Annotated in this window: 11 protein-coding genes; 5 read left to right on the forward strand and 6 right to left on the reverse strand. The window is 70.8% G+C overall.

Going from position 1 to position 15,913, the window contains the following annotated elements; genetic code table 11:
• Window positions 1-7: 7 nt before the first annotated feature.
• Genes tal through gnd form a run of 5 tightly spaced genes read left to right on the forward strand, consistent with a single transcriptional unit; the run spans window position 8 to window position 6,269 of the window.
• Window positions 8-1,192: a transaldolase gene (gene tal / locus ACWDVB_RS08045; protein ID WP_451515834.1), complete on the forward strand. Its 1,185-nt coding sequence runs from the start codon at window positions 8-10 to the stop codon at window positions 1,190-1,192.
• Window positions 1,189-2,739 (forward strand): glucose-6-phosphate dehydrogenase, encoded by a 1,551-nt coding sequence (zwf, locus tag ACWDVB_RS08050; RefSeq protein ID WP_451515835.1) that lies wholly within the window; start codon window positions 1,189-1,191, stop codon window positions 2,737-2,739. The genes tal and zwf overlap by 4 nt, the downstream gene beginning before the upstream one ends.
• Entirely contained in the window at window positions 2,736-3,677 is a 942-nt protein-coding gene (gene opcA, locus ACWDVB_RS08055; protein ID WP_451515836.1) for a glucose-6-phosphate dehydrogenase assembly protein OpcA, read from the forward strand. The genes zwf and opcA overlap by 4 nt, the downstream gene beginning before the upstream one ends.
• A complete protein-coding gene (gene pgi, locus ACWDVB_RS08060) occupies window positions 3,670-5,334 on the forward strand; it encodes a glucose-6-phosphate isomerase (RefSeq protein WP_451515837.1) in 1,665 nt (554 codons plus the stop codon). The genes opcA and pgi overlap by 8 nt, the downstream gene beginning before the upstream one ends.
• A gap of 2 nt (window positions 5,335-5,336) precedes the next feature.
• Window positions 5,337-6,269, forward strand: a complete 933-nt coding sequence (gene gnd, locus ACWDVB_RS08065; RefSeq protein WP_451515866.1) for a phosphogluconate dehydrogenase (NAD(+)-dependent, decarboxylating) — start codon at window positions 5,337-5,339, stop codon at window positions 6,267-6,269.
• A gap of 452 nt (window positions 6,270-6,721) precedes the next feature.
• On the opposite strand, the gene ACWDVB_RS08070 is transcribed toward gnd, so the two are convergent.
• The 6 genes from ACWDVB_RS08070 to ACWDVB_RS08095 form a co-directional block, all read right to left on the reverse strand.
• A complete protein-coding gene (locus tag ACWDVB_RS08070; RefSeq protein ID WP_451515838.1) occupies window positions 6,722-7,183 on the reverse strand; it encodes a hypothetical protein in 462 nt (153 codons plus the stop codon).
• A 43-nt stretch (window positions 7,184-7,226) separates the two neighbouring features.
• Entirely contained in the window at window positions 7,227-11,780 is a 4,554-nt protein-coding gene (locus ACWDVB_RS08075; RefSeq protein ID WP_451515839.1) for a DUF6531 domain-containing protein, read from the reverse strand.
• Window positions 11,781-11,831: 51 nt separating this feature from the next.
• Window positions 11,832-12,995, reverse strand: coding sequence for a serine hydrolase domain-containing protein (locus tag ACWDVB_RS08080; protein ID WP_451515840.1), 1,164 nt, complete (start codon window positions 12,993-12,995; stop codon window positions 11,832-11,834).
• A 178-nt stretch (window positions 12,996-13,173) separates the two neighbouring features.
• Window positions 13,174-14,049: a DUF72 domain-containing protein gene (locus tag ACWDVB_RS08085; RefSeq protein ID WP_451515867.1), complete on the reverse strand. Its 876-nt coding sequence runs from the start codon at window positions 14,047-14,049 to the stop codon at window positions 13,174-13,176.
• Between the two features lie 31 nt (window positions 14,050-14,080).
• On the reverse strand, window positions 14,081-14,761 hold the full coding sequence (locus tag ACWDVB_RS08090) for a glycerophosphodiester phosphodiesterase (RefSeq protein ID WP_451515841.1): 681 nt from the start codon (window positions 14,759-14,761) through the stop codon (window positions 14,081-14,083).
• 25 nt (window positions 14,762-14,786) lie between these two features.
• A complete protein-coding gene (locus ACWDVB_RS08095) occupies window positions 14,787-15,848 on the reverse strand; it encodes an adenosine deaminase (protein WP_451515842.1) in 1,062 nt (353 codons plus the stop codon).
• Between the last annotated feature and the right edge of the window lie 65 nt (window positions 15,849-15,913).

Here is a 15,913-nt window from a genome sequence, read left to right on the forward strand (position 1 = left end):
GAAGAACATGACCAGCGCCGCACCCGCTGCCCCCGCCACCCCCTCCTCGTCGCGTCTCAAGGCCCTCTCCGACGAAGGCGTCTCCATCTGGCTGGACGACCTGTCCCGCACCCGCATCGAGTCCGGCAACCTCGCCGAGCTGATCGAGAAGAGCCATGTCGTGGGCGTCACCACGAACCCCTCGATCTTCCAGGCCGCCATCGGCTCCGGCGAGGGCTACGAGGAGCAGCTCGCCGACCTGGCCGCCCGCAAGGTCACCGTCGACGAGGCCGTCCGCATGATGACCACCGCCGACGTGCGTGCCGCCGCCGACGTGCTGCGTCCCGTGTACGACACGACCGGTGGCCGTGACGGCCGCGTGTCGATCGAGGTCGACCCGCGTCTGGCGCACGAGACCGAGGCCACCATCGCCGAGGCCAAGCAGCTCGCCTGGCTCGTCGACCGCCCGAACGTCATGATCAAGATCCCGGCGACCGAGGCGGGCCTCCCGGCCATCACCGAGGTCATCGGCCTCGGTATCAGCGTCAATGTCACGCTGATCTTCTCCCTGGACCGCTACAAGGCCGTCATGGACGCCTACCTCGCGGGCCTGGAGAAGGCACACGAGCGCGGCATCGACCTCGCCACCATCCACTCCGTCGCCTCCTTCTTCGTCTCGCGCGTCGACGCCGAGATCGACAAGCGCCTCGCCGCGGTCGGCACGGACGGCGCCAAGGCGCTCAAGGGCAAGGCCGCCCTCGCCAACGCCCGGCTCGCCTACGAGGCGTACGAGCAGGTCTTCGCCACCGACCGTGCCGCCAGGCTGGAGGCCGCGGGCGCCCACAAGCAGCGTCCGCTGTGGGCCTCGACGGGCGTCAAGGACCCGGCGTACAAGGACACCCTGTACGTCGACGAGCTGGCCGCGCCCGGCACCGTCAATACCATGCCGGAGGCCACCCTCAAGGCCACCGCCGACCACGGCGACATCCACGGCGACGCCGTCACCGGCACCTACGACGCCTCCCGCGCGGAGCTCGCCGCCGTGGAGAAGCTCGGCATCTCCTACGACGAGGTCGTCCAGCAGCTGGAGGACGAGGCCGTCGCCAAGTTCGAGACCGCGTGGAACGACCTGCTCGGCACGGTGGCGAACCGCCTCGCGGACAAGGGAACTGCCGCAGAGGGCACTGACGCAAAGGGAGCTGACGCCAAGTGAGCACCACCGCTTGGCAGGACCCGCTGAACCCGCGGAACCCGCTGAGGGACCCCCGCGACCGGCGTCTGCCGCGCATCGCGGGCCCCTCCGGGCTCGTCATCTTCGGCGTCACGGGCGACCTGTCCCGCAAGAAGCTGATGCCGGCCGTCTACGACCTCGCCAACCGCGGTCTGCTCCCGCCGGGCTTCTCGCTCCTCGGGTTCGCCCGCCGCGAGTGGGAGGACCAGGACTTCGCGCAGGTCGTCCACGACTCGGTGCGCGAGCACGCCCGTACGCCCTTCCGCGAGGAGGTCTGGCAGCAGCTCGCCGACGGCATGCGCTTCATCCCGGGCGACTTCGACGACGACACCGCGTTCAAGCAGCTGCGCGACGCCGTCGACGAGCTGGACGAGAAGCGCGGTACGAGCGGCAACTACGCCTTCTACCTCTCCGTACCGCCGAAGTTCTTCCCGAAGGTCGTCAAGCAGCTGAAGAAGCACGGCCTCGCGGACGCCCCCGAGGGCTCCTGGCGCCGCGCCGTCATCGAGAAGCCGTTCGGCCACGACACCAGGTCGGCCCAGGACCTGAACGCGATCGTGCACGAGGTGTTCGCCCCGGACCAGGTCTTCCGCATCGACCACTACCTCGGCAAGGAGACCGTCCAGAACATCCTGGCGCTCCGCTTCGCCAACCAGATGTACGAACCCGTCTGGAACCGCAGCTACGTCGACCACGTGCAGATCACCATGGCCGAGGACATCGGCATCGGCGGCCGCGCCGGCTACTACGACGGCATCGGCGCCGCCCGCGACGTCATCCAGAACCACCTGCTCCAGCTGATGGCCCTCACGGCCATGGAGGAGCCGGCCGCGTTCGACGCCGAGTCGCTGGTCATGGAGAAGCTCAAGGTCCTCAAGGCAGTGCGTCTCCCCGACGACCTGGCCGCGTCCACGGTCCGCGCCCAGTACGCCGAGGGCTGGCAGGGCGGCGAGAAGGTCAGCGGCTACCTCCAGGAAGACGGCATCGACCCCCGGTCGACGACCGACACCTACGCCGCGGTCAAGCTGGAGGTCGACAACCGCCGCTGGGCGGGCGTCCCCTTCTATCTGCGCACCGGCAAGCGCCTGGGCCGCCGCGTCACCGAGATCGCGGTCGTCTTCCAGCGCGCCCCGCACTCCCCGTTCGACTCCACCGCCACCGAGGAACTCGGGCAGAACGCCATCGTCATCCGCGTCCAGCCCGACGAAGGCATGACCGTGCGCTTCGGTTCCAAGGTCCCGGGTACGTCGATGGAGATCCGCGACGTGTCCATGGACTTCGCGTACGGCGAGTCGTTCACGGAGTCCAGCCCGGAAGCGTACGAGCGGCTGATCCTGGACGTACTGCTGGGCGACGCCAACCTCTTCCCGCGCACGGAGGAGGTCGAGGAGTCCTGGCGCATCCTCGACCCCATCGAGGAGCACTGGGACACCCACGGCGAACCGGCCCAGTACGCCTCGGGCAGCTGGGGCCCGAAGGAAGCGGACGAGATGCTCGCACGAGACGGACGGAGCTGGCGCAGGCCATGAAGATCGATCTGACCGACACCACGGCAAGCAAGATCAATAAGGCCATCGTGAAAGGACGCCGGGCCATCGGGACACCCGCCGTGGGCGTGGTCCTGACGATGGTCATCGTCACCGACGAGGAGAACGCCTACGACTCGGTCAAGGCCGCCGAGGAGGCGTCCCGCGAGCACCCCTCGCGCACCCTCGTCGTCATCCGGCGCACCGCCCGCTCCCCGCGCGACCGGCAGGGCAACCGCCTCGACGCCGAGGTCCGCGTCGGCTCCGAGGCCGGCACCGGTGAGACCGTGATCCTGCGCCTGTACGGCGAGGTGGGCCGGCACGCCGACTCCGTCGTCCTGCCGCTGCTCCTGCCCGACGCCCCGGTCGTCGTGTGGTGGCCGGTCGACGCGCCGGAGAACGCCGCAAAGGACCCGCTGGGCGCGCTCGCCGCCCGCCGCATCACCGACGCGTACGCCGTCGAGGACCCGCTGGCCGCCCTCGCCGCCCGCGCCAAGTCGTACGCCCCCGGCGACACCGACCTCGCCTGGACCCGCCTCACACCCTGGCGCTCCATGCTGGCCGCCGCCCTCGACCAGGCCCGCGCCGACATCACGTCGGCCGCCGTCGAGTCCGAGGCCGACAACCCCAGCGCCGAGCTGCTCGCCCGGTGGCTGGGCGCCCGGCTCGGCGTCGCCGTCGAGCGCGTCACGACCGCCGGGCCCGTCGTCACGGCGGTCCGCCTCGGCACGGCGAACGGAGAGATCCGCATCGACCGCCCCGAGGGCCCCCTCGCCACCCTGTCCCTGCCCGGCCAGCCCGCGCGCACCCTCGCCCTGAAGGTCCGCTCGACCGCCGAGCTGATCGCCGAAGAGCTCCGCCGTCTCGACGCCGACGAGATGTACGCCGTCGCGCTGCACGGGGACGCCTCCGGCGCCAAGGAGTCCGTTCAACATGTCTGACAACACCAAGGACACCAAGCCCTTTTTGAAGCACCGCCCGCAGTGGACCGCCCTGGAGGACCACCGCGCCAAGTCCAACGGCACGCACCTGCGCGACCTCTTCGCCGCCGACCCCGGCCGCGCCGAGCGCTACACCGTCCGCGTGGGCGACCTGCACATCGACTATTCCAAGCACCTGATCACGGACGAGACGCTCGCCCTCCTCCAGGAGCTGGCCGCCGCCACCGACGTGTTCGGGCAGCGCGACGCCATGTTCCGCGGCGAGAAGATCAACACCACCGAGGACCGCGCGGTCCTGCACACCGCGCTGCGCGCCCCGAAGGACGCCGTGATCGAGGTCGACGGCGAGAACGTGGTGCCGAAGGTCCACGCCGTCCTCGACAAGATGGCGGTCTTCGCGGAGAAGGTCCGTACGGGCGAGTGGACCGGCCACACCGGCAAGCGCATCCGCAACGTCGTCAACGTCGGCATCGGCGGCTCCGACCTCGGGCCCGCGATGGCGTATGAGGCGCTGCGCCCGTACACCGCACGGGAGCTGACGTTCCGCTTCGTCTCGAACGTGGACGGCGCCGACCTCCACGAGGCCGTCCGCGACCTCGACCCGGCCGAGACGCTGTTCATCGTCGCCTCGAAGACGTTCACGACCATCGAGACGATCACGAACGCCAAGGCCGCGCGGTCCTGGCTGCTGGCTTCCCTCGGGGACGAGGCGGCCGTGGCCAAGCACTTCGTCGCCCTGTCGACCAACGCCGACAAGGTGTCGGAGTTCGGCATCGACACGGCGAACATGTTCGAGTTCTGGGACTGGGTCGGCGGCCGCTACTCCTTCGACTCCGCCATCGGCCTCTCCCTGATGATCGCCATCGGGCCCGACCGCTTCCGCGAGATGCTCGACGGCTTCCACCTCGTCGACGAGCACTTCCGCACGGCACCGGCCGAGGCCAACGCGCCGCTGCTGCTCGGCCTCCTTGGCATCTGGTACGGCGATTTCCACGACGCCCAGTCGCACGCGGTCCTGCCGTACTCGCACTACCTGTCCAAGTTCACCGCGTACCTCCAGCAGCTCGACATGGAGTCCAACGGCAAGTCCGTGGACCGCGAGGGACGCCCGGTCGAGTGGCAGACCGGCCCGGTCGTCTGGGGCACGCCCGGCACCAACGGCCAGCACGCCTACTACCAGCTCATCCACCAGGGCACGAAGCTGATCCCGGCGGACCTCATCGGCTTCGCACAGCCGGTCGACGAGCTGGGCACCGAACTCGCCGCGCAGCACGACCTGCTGATGGCCAACCTGTTCGCGCAGGGCCAGGCGCTCGCCTTCGGCAAGACCGCCGACGAGGTACGGGCCGAGGGCGTCGCCGAGGAACAGGTCGCCCACCGCACGTTCAAGGGCAACCACCCGACGACGACGATCCTCGCCCGCGAGCTGACCCCGTCGGTCCTCGGCCAGCTCATCGCCCTCTACGAGCAGAAGGTGTTCGTCCAGGGCGCCGTCTGGAACATCGACTCCTTCGACCAGTGGGGCGTCGAGCTGGGCAAGGTCCTCGCCAAGCGCGTCGAGCCGGCCCTCACCGAAGGCGCCGAAGTCCCCGGCCTCGACGCCTCCACGCAGTCCCTGGTCGCGACGTACCGCGCCCTGCGCGGCCGTACGTCCTGACAATCGACTCCGCGAACCACCCTTGCGAACGACCTCCGCGAAAGAGAGCAACTGACATGCAGCTCGGACTGATCGGCCTCGGCAAGATGGGCGGCAACATGCGCGAGCGCATCCGCCGCGCCGGCCACACCGTCATCGGCTACGACCGCAACCCGGACGTCTCCGACGTCGCCTCGCTCGCCGAACTCGTCGACAAGCTCGAAGGCCCGCGCGTGGTCTGGGTGATGGTCCCGGCGGGCGCCCCCACCCAGTCGACCGTCGACGAACTGAAGGACCTCCTCGCCGAGGGCGACATCGTCGTCGACGGCGGCAACTCCCGCTGGACGGACGACGAGAAGCACGCCGCCGAGCTCGCCGAGCGCGGCATCGGCTTCGTCGACTGCGGCGTCTCCGGCGGCGTGTGGGGCCTGGAGAACGGCTACGCCCTCATGGTCGGCGGCGACGACGAGAACGTCGCCCGCGTCAAGCCGGTCTTCGACGCCCTCAAGCCGGAGGGCGACTTCGGCTACGTCCACGCGGGCAAGGTCGGCGCGGGCCACTTCTCCAAGATGGTCCACAACGGCATCGAGTACGCCATGATGCAGGCCTACGCCGAGGGCTGGGAGCTCCTTGAGGCCGCCGACTCGGTCACCGACGTCCGTGAGGTCTTCCGCTCCTGGCAGGAGGGCACGGTCATCCGTTCCTGGCTGCTCGACCTCGCGGTCAACGCCCTGGACGACGACGAGCACCTGGAGAAGCTGCGCGGCTTCGCCGCCGACTCCGGAGAGGGCCGCTGGACCGTCGAGGCGGCCATCGACAACGCGGTGCCGCTCCCGGCGATCACCGCCTCGCTCTTCGCCCGCTTCGCGTCCCGCCAGGACGACTCGCCGCAGATGAAGATGATCGCCGCGCTGCGCAACCAGTTCGGCGGCCACGCGGTGGAGTCCGCGAAGTAACCCTGCCGACGAAGGCCGTACGGCGCCGCCTCAGGAGGGCGGCGCCGTACGGCCTTCCAGGCGTCCAGGACCGCCTCCACGGACCGCAGCCACCAGCCCTCCAGCCTGTCGCGCACATACGTCAGCACCTTCCGCCGCTTGAGCCACGGTGGCAACTGCCGGAACGGCACAAAGACCAGCGTGTCGTCGATGGCGTACTCGGCGAGCCCCTTGTGCCCTTCCGCGCGCAGCGCGTCGTACAACTCCGGGGTCAGCGCGCCGTTGAGCCGGGCGGCGACACCCGCCGCGGTGTAGGCGAAACCGCGCTGAGCGATGTCCGGCAACCGCGTCGCCTTGATGATGCGCGGCGAGGCGTCTTCCAAGGGGCACCGGAACGCGAGGCCGGTCGATACGGATCAGACCCTGGCCGCTTTCCCGGTCCCATCCGGACGCCACACCCGGCCCCCGCCCCGTCATCTCCGCCGCACAGCCTTCCACGCTTCCTCGGCCGCGTCGGCGATGGTCAGCCGCCATGCGTCCAGCTTGCCCCGCACCGAGGCGGCGAGATAGCGCCACTTGAACCACAGCGGCAGCTTCCGGAACGGCACGAACGTCAGCGTGTCGTCGACGGCGGTCTCGGCGACGCCACGATGGCCCACCGCGCGCAGCGCCGCGTACAGCTCCGGCGTCAGCTCGCCGTGGAGCCGGGCCGCGGTGCCCGCCGCCGTGAAGGCGAAGCCGCGCTGGCCGGCGTCGGGCAGCCGCATCGCCTTGAGGATGCGGGGGGATGCCTCCTCCAGCGGACAGTGGAACGCGAGGCCGATCGCCGCCGTGCCGAGATGGTTCTCGCCGCGTTCGTAGGCGGCGTCCCAGTCGGCGGGGTCGTCGATACGGATCAGGCCCTCGCCGCTCTGCCAGTCCCACTCGGACGCCATACCGGACCTTCGGCTTTCCTTCGTCACGTCCTGCCGCCACCCGTCAGCTGTCGCAGGGAGGCGGCGGGAGCACCCGCTGCTTCTTGAGGTTGTCGATCATGCCCGCCTTCTTCAGCTTGGTCAGATCGCCCTGCGTGACGCTCTTCGACGGGTACGAGGACTGCACGTGGCCATGGTAGATCTCCTTGACGACGTTGCCGTTCTTGTCGACGATCTCGCGGTGCCGGTCCAGGACCACGATCTCGTTGTTCACGTGGTCCACGCCGAGGCGCCGCGTGACGTTCGGGTTGTTCGGGTCCATGTCGAGGGACCGGTCCAGCGCGGCCTGGCCGTTGGAGGGCGCGCGGCTGACCTCGCCCTTGGCCGAGGAACTGCTGCCCGAACCGTGCTTGCTGTACTCCGAGTCGTCGTAGACGCGGGTCGGCTCGCCCTCCAGGCCCAGCGGGTCGGTCCAGCGGAAGGGGTTGTCGACGTACGCGTGGTGGTTCGGGGCGGGGACCAGGCCCAGCGGGTCGGGGGAGAGGTAGCTCGCGGTGTCCGGGTCGTAGTAGCGGACCAGGTTGTAGTGCAGGCCCGTCTCCGCGTCGCGGTACTGGCCGGGGAAGGACAGCGGGCACAGCCCGTCGTCCTCGCCGCCCAGGGGCCGCCCCCACAGACTGGTGGCGGCCCGCCAGACGATCGTGCCGTCCTCGCCGACGAGTTCGCTGGGCGTGCCCACCAGGTCGGTGACGATCGCGTAGAAACGCCGGTCGACATCCTCCTGGCCGTCGGCGCGCCAGCGCCTGCGCGTCTGGGCGGCGGCCCGGTGGGTGCCGGGCTCCCAGTCCCAGGTGTCGGCCTCCACCACGCCGTCCCGGAGGGTCTGCCGCTCCGCGAGGTTGGCGCAGTCCCAGGTGAAGAGGGTCTCCTCGGCGACCGAACCGTCCTCGGTGACCCGGGCCTTGGCGGTACGTCGGCCGAGCGCGTCGTAGCGGTAGCGCCACCTGCCGCTGTCGGGCGTCGCGGCCTCGGCGAGCCGGTCCTCGGCGTCCCAGGCGTACGACCAGACGCGGCGCAGCCCGGACAGCGTGCGCCGGATCACGCGGGTGACGCGTCCCTGGTCGTCGTGCTCGTACGCGCTACGGCCCGCCGAGGTGACCCGCGTCCCGGAGTGCCGCACCGGGCCCTGCGCGTCCTGGCCGCCGGGGGCCGGGTGCGCGGTAGTGGTGAGGTTGCCGAGATCGTCGTACGCGTAGGACTCGGTCCAGGTCTCGGCGGACACCCGCGTCACGCGGCCCGCGCGGTCGAGGTCGAATCCGCGGCCGCCGCCGAGCCGGTCCGTGACAGCGGTGAGGTGGCCGTCCGCGCGGTAGGAGTACGTGCGGGACTGCCGCACCGTCGTGCCGCCCTCGGCGGCCCCTGACCGGACGACCTGTTCGAGCAGGCGGTGCCCGCTGTCCCACGTCTGCGTCAGCGTGGCGGCCCCGCCGAGGCTCCGGGAGGTCTCCCGGCCCGCCGCGTCGTGCGTGAAGGTCAGCTCGCCGCCCGCGGTGACGAGCGAGGCGGGCAGCCCCGCGGAGTCGTACGACCAGCGGGAGGTGGCGCCGGACGGCGTGGACCGCCGCACCCGACGGCCGAGCGCGTCGTACTCGCTGGTGACGGTCCGGCCGTCGACGGTCTCGGCGAGGATCCTGCCGACCGCGTCGTAGGCGAAGTCGACCCTGCCGTCGGGGCTCACGGCTTCGACGAGGCGTCCGAGCGGGTCGTAGCCGAGCGAGGTGACCGTGCCGTCGCCGGTGCTCCGGGTCACCACGCGGCCCGCGGCGTCGCGGCTCATCCGTACCGTCTGACCGGTGCCGTTGGTCCGCTCGACCTGATGTCCCGTCGCGTCGCAGACGTAGGTGAGCGTGCGGCCGTTGAAGTCCGTCTCGCCGGTCAGACGGCCCGCGGCGTCGTAGCGATAACGCCACTCGTCGCCCCGGGGGTTGAGCACGGCGGTGAGCCGAAGCTCGGTGTCGTGGGCGAAGCGGTAGCGGGTGCCGTCCGGGTCGGTCCTGGCACTGGGCAGGTCGAACGCGCCGTACTCGAACGCGGTGGTGGAGCCGCCCGCGTCGCGGTGCTCCGTGAGGTTGCCCTCCGCGTCGTACGCCCACGTCTCACGGGTGCCGTCGGCGTTCTTCCGCCACAGCAGCAGGCCCTCGGGGCTCCAGCCCTGGCGGACGGTCCCGCCGACCGGGTCCTCGATGCGCACGACCCGGCCGCACGCGTCCCTGTCCACGGTCACGACGCTGCCGCGCGGATCGACCGCCCGCAGCACCAGCCCGGCCCCGTCGGTCTCGAACCGGAAGGTGTTGCCGAGCGCGTCGGTCTGGGAGATCCGGTTCCCGCGCTCGTCGTACGTGTACGAACTCACCGCGCCGAGCGGATCGGTGCTGGTGAGCAGGTTGCCCCGCTCGTCGTACGCGCACGCCCAGCGTGATCCGTCGGCCTCCGTGAGGGTGACCGGCAGCAGGCCTTCGCCGTACTCGACGTGCACGGTGGTGCCGTCCGGGCGGTCCATGCGCACCGGCTGTCCGTGCCGGTCGAGGGTGAAGCGGGTCGTGCGGCCCAGCTCGTCGGTGCGGGAGAGCAGCCGCCCGAAGGCGTCGCGCTCGGTGTGCACGGAGAAGCCCAACGGGTCCACGACACGAGCGAGATGGAGCCGCTCGTCGTAGTGGTACTCGGTGGTGTGGCCGAGCGAGTCGGTGTAGCGCGTGACCCGGTGCTCGGGGTCGTACCGGATGGTGCAGCTGAGCGCGGAGTCGGCGCCCTCACCGCGTACGCAGCGGTCCTCGTCGTCGTAGGTGAAGCGGAACCAGGAGCCGTTGCGGTCGGTCCAGGAAGTGACGCGGGCGAGCTCGTCGTAGGTGAGCTCGAAGGGCAGCCCGGAGGAGTTGTACACCTCGCTGAGGTTGCCGTCGGCGTCGTAGCGGTAGCGCAGCAGAGTGGTGCCGTCGGGGCCTGCTTCGGCGTCGCGCAGGCGTAGTGCGGTGACGCGGTCTTCCTGGGTGTCGACGTCGATGTGGTAGCCGCCGCAGTGGCGTACGGCCATGGGGGTGCCGTCGGTGGTGCGGTCGACGTCGATGCGGTGGCCGTTGCGGTCGGTGATCGCGGCCAGCGGCATGGTGAACGCCTCGTCGGCGGCCGCGGTGCGGCGGGTGGGGGCGAAGTGGCGGGTGAGGCCGGTGGTGGGGTCGGTGACGCGGATGGGGGCGCCGGGGGCGCCGTCCCAGTCCAGGGGCCACCGGGGGCCTTCCAGGGGCATGACCGAGGCGCCGGGCGCGGGCACCGGGTAGATGAGGATCATGCCGTCCTCGGTGGCGAACAGGGCTCCCTCGGCGTCGAGTTCGAGGCGCTCGTCCAGGGTGGAGGCCCAGGACGGGCCGAAGGAGCGGCCGTACGCGTACGTCGAGAGGTGGGTGCGGCGCAGGATCAGCGGGAGCAGACCCGGCAGGTCGACGTCGGTCTTCTCCATGAGCATTTCGCCGGAGACCATGTCGATGGGGTCGCCGTTCTTGCAGCGGCCCTTGGCGGGCTTGCTGGTGGCCATGTCGTCGGCGCCGCGCCGCAGGCCGTTCTTGAGGCCCTTGCCCATCCCCTTGAGGCCCTTCATGCCCTTGGCGAGCTTGGCGCCGGTGGAGATGGCCTTGGCCCCGGGGATGCAGTCGAGCGCGGCGAAGGCCACGTCCATCAGGCCTGCTTCGCCTTTTTGGTATTTGTTGAGGGTGTCGGCGAGGACGATGGCCCCGGCGATGATGACGATCGCGGCGAGGATGGGTCCGCCGACGATCATCGCGATGATGCCGACGACGGCGACGACGACCTTGCAGACGGCGATGATGGTGTCCCAGTTGTCGGTGACCCAGTCGCCGATCTCCTCCCACCACTTGCGGTTCGGGATGCCCGCGTCGGACGCTTCGTCGATCTTCCGCTTGGCCGTCCCGGCGGCCTCCTCGCGCATCTTGCGGGCGTCGGCGGCCATCTTCTTCGCCGCGTCCAGCGCGCTCTGCGCGGAGGTGACGTCGGACTGGGCGGACTTCTGGGCGTTCTCGGCGGAGGTCGCGTTGCGGGTGGCCGCCCTGACCTTGTCCGGGTCGGGCTTGGGTACGTCCTTGCCGCCGCCCGGGCCTTTGCCGCCGTCCTCCTTGTACTTGTCGGCTTCCTTGCCCGCCTTCTCCATCCATGAGTCGGCCGAGGTGAGGCGGGACTTGGCGGAGGACAGGTCGGCCTGGGCCTCGCGGCCCTTGATGAGCGCCTTGTCGGCGAGGAACTGGGCGCGCTCCAGCTCCGGCCAGTAGGCGGCGAGGGCGTCGCCCGCCATCCCGTAGGACTTCTTGAGCTTCTTCAGCTTGTCCGGGGCCTTCTCGAACTTCTCGGTGAAGGCCTCGGCGGTCTTGCCCGCCCACCGCAAGATGGCGTCCTCGCCCGCCATCCCCTTGATGTCCCGCAGCACCTTGCCGACATCGTCGGAGAAGTCATGCAGGTCCTTGGCGAGCTTGCGGACCCGGTCCGGATCGCCGGGGGTCGGGTCCTTGTCCAGATCCAGAACGTGCCAGTCCCGTGGACGATTCCCCGCCATACCGCAACCCCCGTCGCGTACATCTCACCCAAGCAACCCGCTGAACCTACCTCACCCCAACGCGGCCCCCACGATGCGCTCGGCCACCGGATTCATGCCGTGCCCCTTCGCGTCGGTCGCGTTGACCGAGTAGACGAGGGTCCGGGATCCGTCCTCGGTCGTGGCGATGATGTTCGTGTAGCCGTAGCGGGAGCCGGTCTTGCCCCAGAACCCCTTGCCGCCGATCTTTATGTACTGCGGTCCACCACCGAAGGTCGCCTCAGGGACGCCCGGCGCGAGGCGGGGCAGCGTGAACATCTCCCTCAACTGCGACCGCGGCACGGTCTCTCCGCCGAACAGTGACCGCGTGAAGGTCTCCAGGTCGGCCGTGGAGGAGATCATGTCGCCCGCCGCGAAGCGGTCGAACTGGTTCCACTCGGTGACGTCGACCAGCCGGGTCGTCCCGTCCGGCCGCTCCCTCTTCTGGTAGCCGCGGTTGTGCGGTCCGCGGATGCGGAGGTCGGTGCCGGGGAAGTACGTGGCACGCATGTGCAGTGGCTTGAAGATCCGCTCACGGGCCTGATGGGCGTACGAGTCTCCGGTGACGCGCTCGATCAGCAGGCCGAGCACGGTGTAGCCGATGTTGCGGTAGTGCTGCTCGTCGCCCGGGGCGTGCTCGGGTCCCTTGGCGATGGCGGAGTCGACGACGGTCCGTGGGTCCAACGTGTCGTAGCGGTGGGCGTATTCGTCGTCGAAGCCGTCGCCGTACGGGAGGCCGCTGGTGTAGTTGAGGAGGCTGCGGACGGGGATGGGGGCGAATTCTTCCGCCTTCGTCTTTTCGAACAGGTCCGGCATGTAGTGCTGCACCGGCTTGTCGAGGTCGAGCTCGCCCTCGGCGGCCAGCTGCAGCGCCACGGCCGCGGTCACGATCTTGGTCACGGACCCGGCGCGGAACCGTCCGTTCGGGTCGGCCTTGCGGTGCGTGACCAGGTCGTGGACGCCGGAACTGCCGCGCCAGGTGCCGTGCGTGCCGCCGACGCGGACGAGAGCGGCGGTCGCGTCGGCGTTCGGCAGTCCGCTGATCGCCTCACGCAGGGCTTTGCCGTCGGGTCTGGCCGAGGGGGCTTCGACGGCCGCTCCGGGCGTCGGTGCGTGCGCGAGGGCGGGGGCGGCCGCGGCACCGGTGAGGGCGAGGGCGAGGGCGGCGACGAGCGCGGCGCGGGCTGGGACCTTCACGGTGGCTCCTGGGACGGTCTCGGTGGGGCGACGGGGCGCGGTGGGATGCCGCCGATGTGTGGTGCTCTCAGTCTGGTGATCACGGAGGCGGGGCGGATCATCCGTGGGGAGGGCGGCGCCCCGGGTTGCCATCGGGGCCAACGAGCCTGAGAAGACGGGGGAGTCGGCGGGGTTTCCCCTAGGGGGTCCCGTCCGCCGTCAATAGTCCCTCCCGCTCCAGGAGGCCCTTCATCGACTCGGCGGCGCGGACGGCCGCGTCGCCGCAGCAGTTGTTGAACAGGACGTGGACCTCCTCGGCCCGCTCGGCCATGGCGCGGACGCGGGGGAGCCACTCGGAGAGTTCCGCCGCCGTGTACGTGTGGCGGAAGCGGTCCTCCTTGGAACCGGTGCCCCAGGCGGGGCTCCTGCCGTGGAAGCGGACCACCGCGTGCCGCCGCGCGGCGACCGGGGTGGCAGGGGGCAGGGAGCCCAGCAGGCCCTGGGCCACGTCCACCGCGACGGCGGCGGCGTCCAGCCGTGTCAGGAGCGCCGCCGTGTTGGCCCGATGGTCCGCGCGCCACCAGTCGGGGTGCCGGAACTCCACCGCCACCGGCCAGCCCGAGGTGCGTTCCGCGCACTCGGCGAGGAAGCGCTCCGCCCGCGCGCCGGGGGCGAACCACGGCGGGAACTGGAACAACAGGGTCCCTAACCGGCCGGCCGCACACAACGGCTCGACCGCTTCGGCGAAGCGCTTCCACACCTCGTCGAGCAGCGCGGGCCCCGACGGCCGGTCACGCAGGTCGGGCGGCAGCGCGGCCTGCCGGGTCGGATGGCCGGTGAGCAGGGAGAACGCCTTCACGTCGAAGCGGAAGCCGTCCGGTGTGCGGTCCGCCCACAACTGGCAGTTGCGGCTGCCCGGCAGCGCGTAATAGCTCGCGTCGACCTCGACCAGCGGGAAACGCCCGGCGTAGTGCCGCAGCCGCCCCTCGGCGTCCTTGTACCCCCGCGGATACCAGCCACTGGCCAGCAGCGCGCGGTCCGTCCACGAACAGGTCCCCACCAGAATCTCGCCGATCTCATCCATCCGGCGCGGGTACCCCGATGGTTCAGCTGGTGCGCAGCGCACCCAGGACGTCGATGCGGTTGGTGGTGATCGCGTCGACGCCCGCGTCGATCAGACGGCGCATCGAGCGGCGGGTGTCGGGCGTCCACGCCGAGACGAGGAAGCCCTCGCGGTGCACGCGGAGGACGAGTTCGCGGTCGACCAGCGGAAAGCGGTAGTTGAGCCAGCGCGGCTTCACCGCGTCGAGGAGCACACGGCGGGGCGGGGCCAGGGTCGTCCAGGTCAGCGCGGTCTCCGCGGCGGGATCGGCGTCGCGCAGGGCGAGCATCGTCTGCCCGCCCGCGCAGTAGTACACACGCTCGGCCGCCCCGCACTCCGCGACGACTCCGACGACCGTACGTACGGCGTCGTGCGTCGCACCCGGCAGGTCGATCATGACCCGGTGCCCCTCCGTGGCCGCGAGGGCCGCTTCGAGCGTCGGCACTCCGCCTTCGGTGAGGCCGTCCAGCTCGGCGCGGGACAGGGCGCCGAGCGGACGCTCGTACCCCCACAGGCGCTTGAGCGTCGAGTCGTGCAGCAGTACGGGTACGCCGTCGCCGCTCAGACGGACGTCGATCTCCACCACGTCCGCGCCCCGTTCGAACGCGGAGCGCAGGGACGGGACGGTGTTCTCGCGGACGCGGTAGGGATCGCCTCGGTGGGCCACAGCTGTCACGGTGCGCATGGCCCCATTGTGGAGCCGTGCCGGGTTACGGGGCGAGCCACGTCTCCGTGTACGTGTCGATCTCGGCGGCGATCCGCGCCTTGCCTGCCGGGTCGAGGAAGGAGGCCTCCACGGCGTTCTTCGCGAGGGCCGCGATGCCGCGCTCGTCGAGGTCGAGGAGGCGCGCCGCCACCGCGTACTCGGCGTTGAGGTCGGTGCCGAACATCGGCGGGTCGTCGGAGTTGATCGTCACGATCACCCCGGCCTCGACGAACTGCTTGAGCGGGTGCTCGTCGAGGGTGCGCACCGCGCGCGTCGCGATGTTCGAGGTCGGGCAGACCTCCAGCGGGATCCGGTGCTCGGCGAGGTGGGCGAGCAGCTTCGGGTCCCGGGCGGAGGTGGTGCCGTGGCCGATGCGCTCGGCGCCCAGGTGGACCAGGGCGTCCCAGACGGTCTCGGGGCCGGTCGTCTCGCCCGCGTGCGGCACCGAGTGCAGTCCGGCCGCGATGGCCCGGTCGAAGTAGGGCTTGAACTGCGGGCGCGGCACGCCGATCTCGGGGCCGCCGAGCCCGAAGGAGACCAGGCCCTCGGGGCGCAGCTTGTCGGTGGTGGCGAGCCGGAGCGTCTCCTCGGCCGACATGAGCCCGGCCTCGCCCGGGATGTCGAAGCACCAGCGCAGTACGGTGCCGAACTCCTCCTCGGCGGCCCTGCGGGCGTCCTCGATGGCGTCCATGAAGGCGCGGTCGTCGATGCCGCGGCGGACGGAGGAGTACGGGGTGATGGTCAGCTCGGCGTAGCGCACGTTCTGCCGCGCCATGTCGCGGGCCACCTCGTAGGTGAGCAGGCGTACGTCGTCCGGGGTGCGGATCAGGTCCACGACGGACAGATAGACCTTGATGAAGTGCGCGAAGTCCGTGAACGTGAAGTAGTCGGCGAGCGCCTCGGGGTCGGTCGGCACCGCGGAGTCGGGGTGCCGGGCGGCCAGCTCCGAGACGATGCGGGGGGAAGCCGAACCGACGTGGTGCACGTGCAGTTCCGCCTTGGGCAGCCCGGCGATGAAGGCGTGCGTATCTCTGGCTGTCGCGGCTGCGGGCTGCTGCTCGGTCACGGTTTCCTCCCCAGGAACGGACTTGATCGGCTGATCGACGGGTCGGGGATCATCGTAGGCCGCGG

Source organism: Streptomyces sp. NPDC003379, from assembly GCF_053589195.1.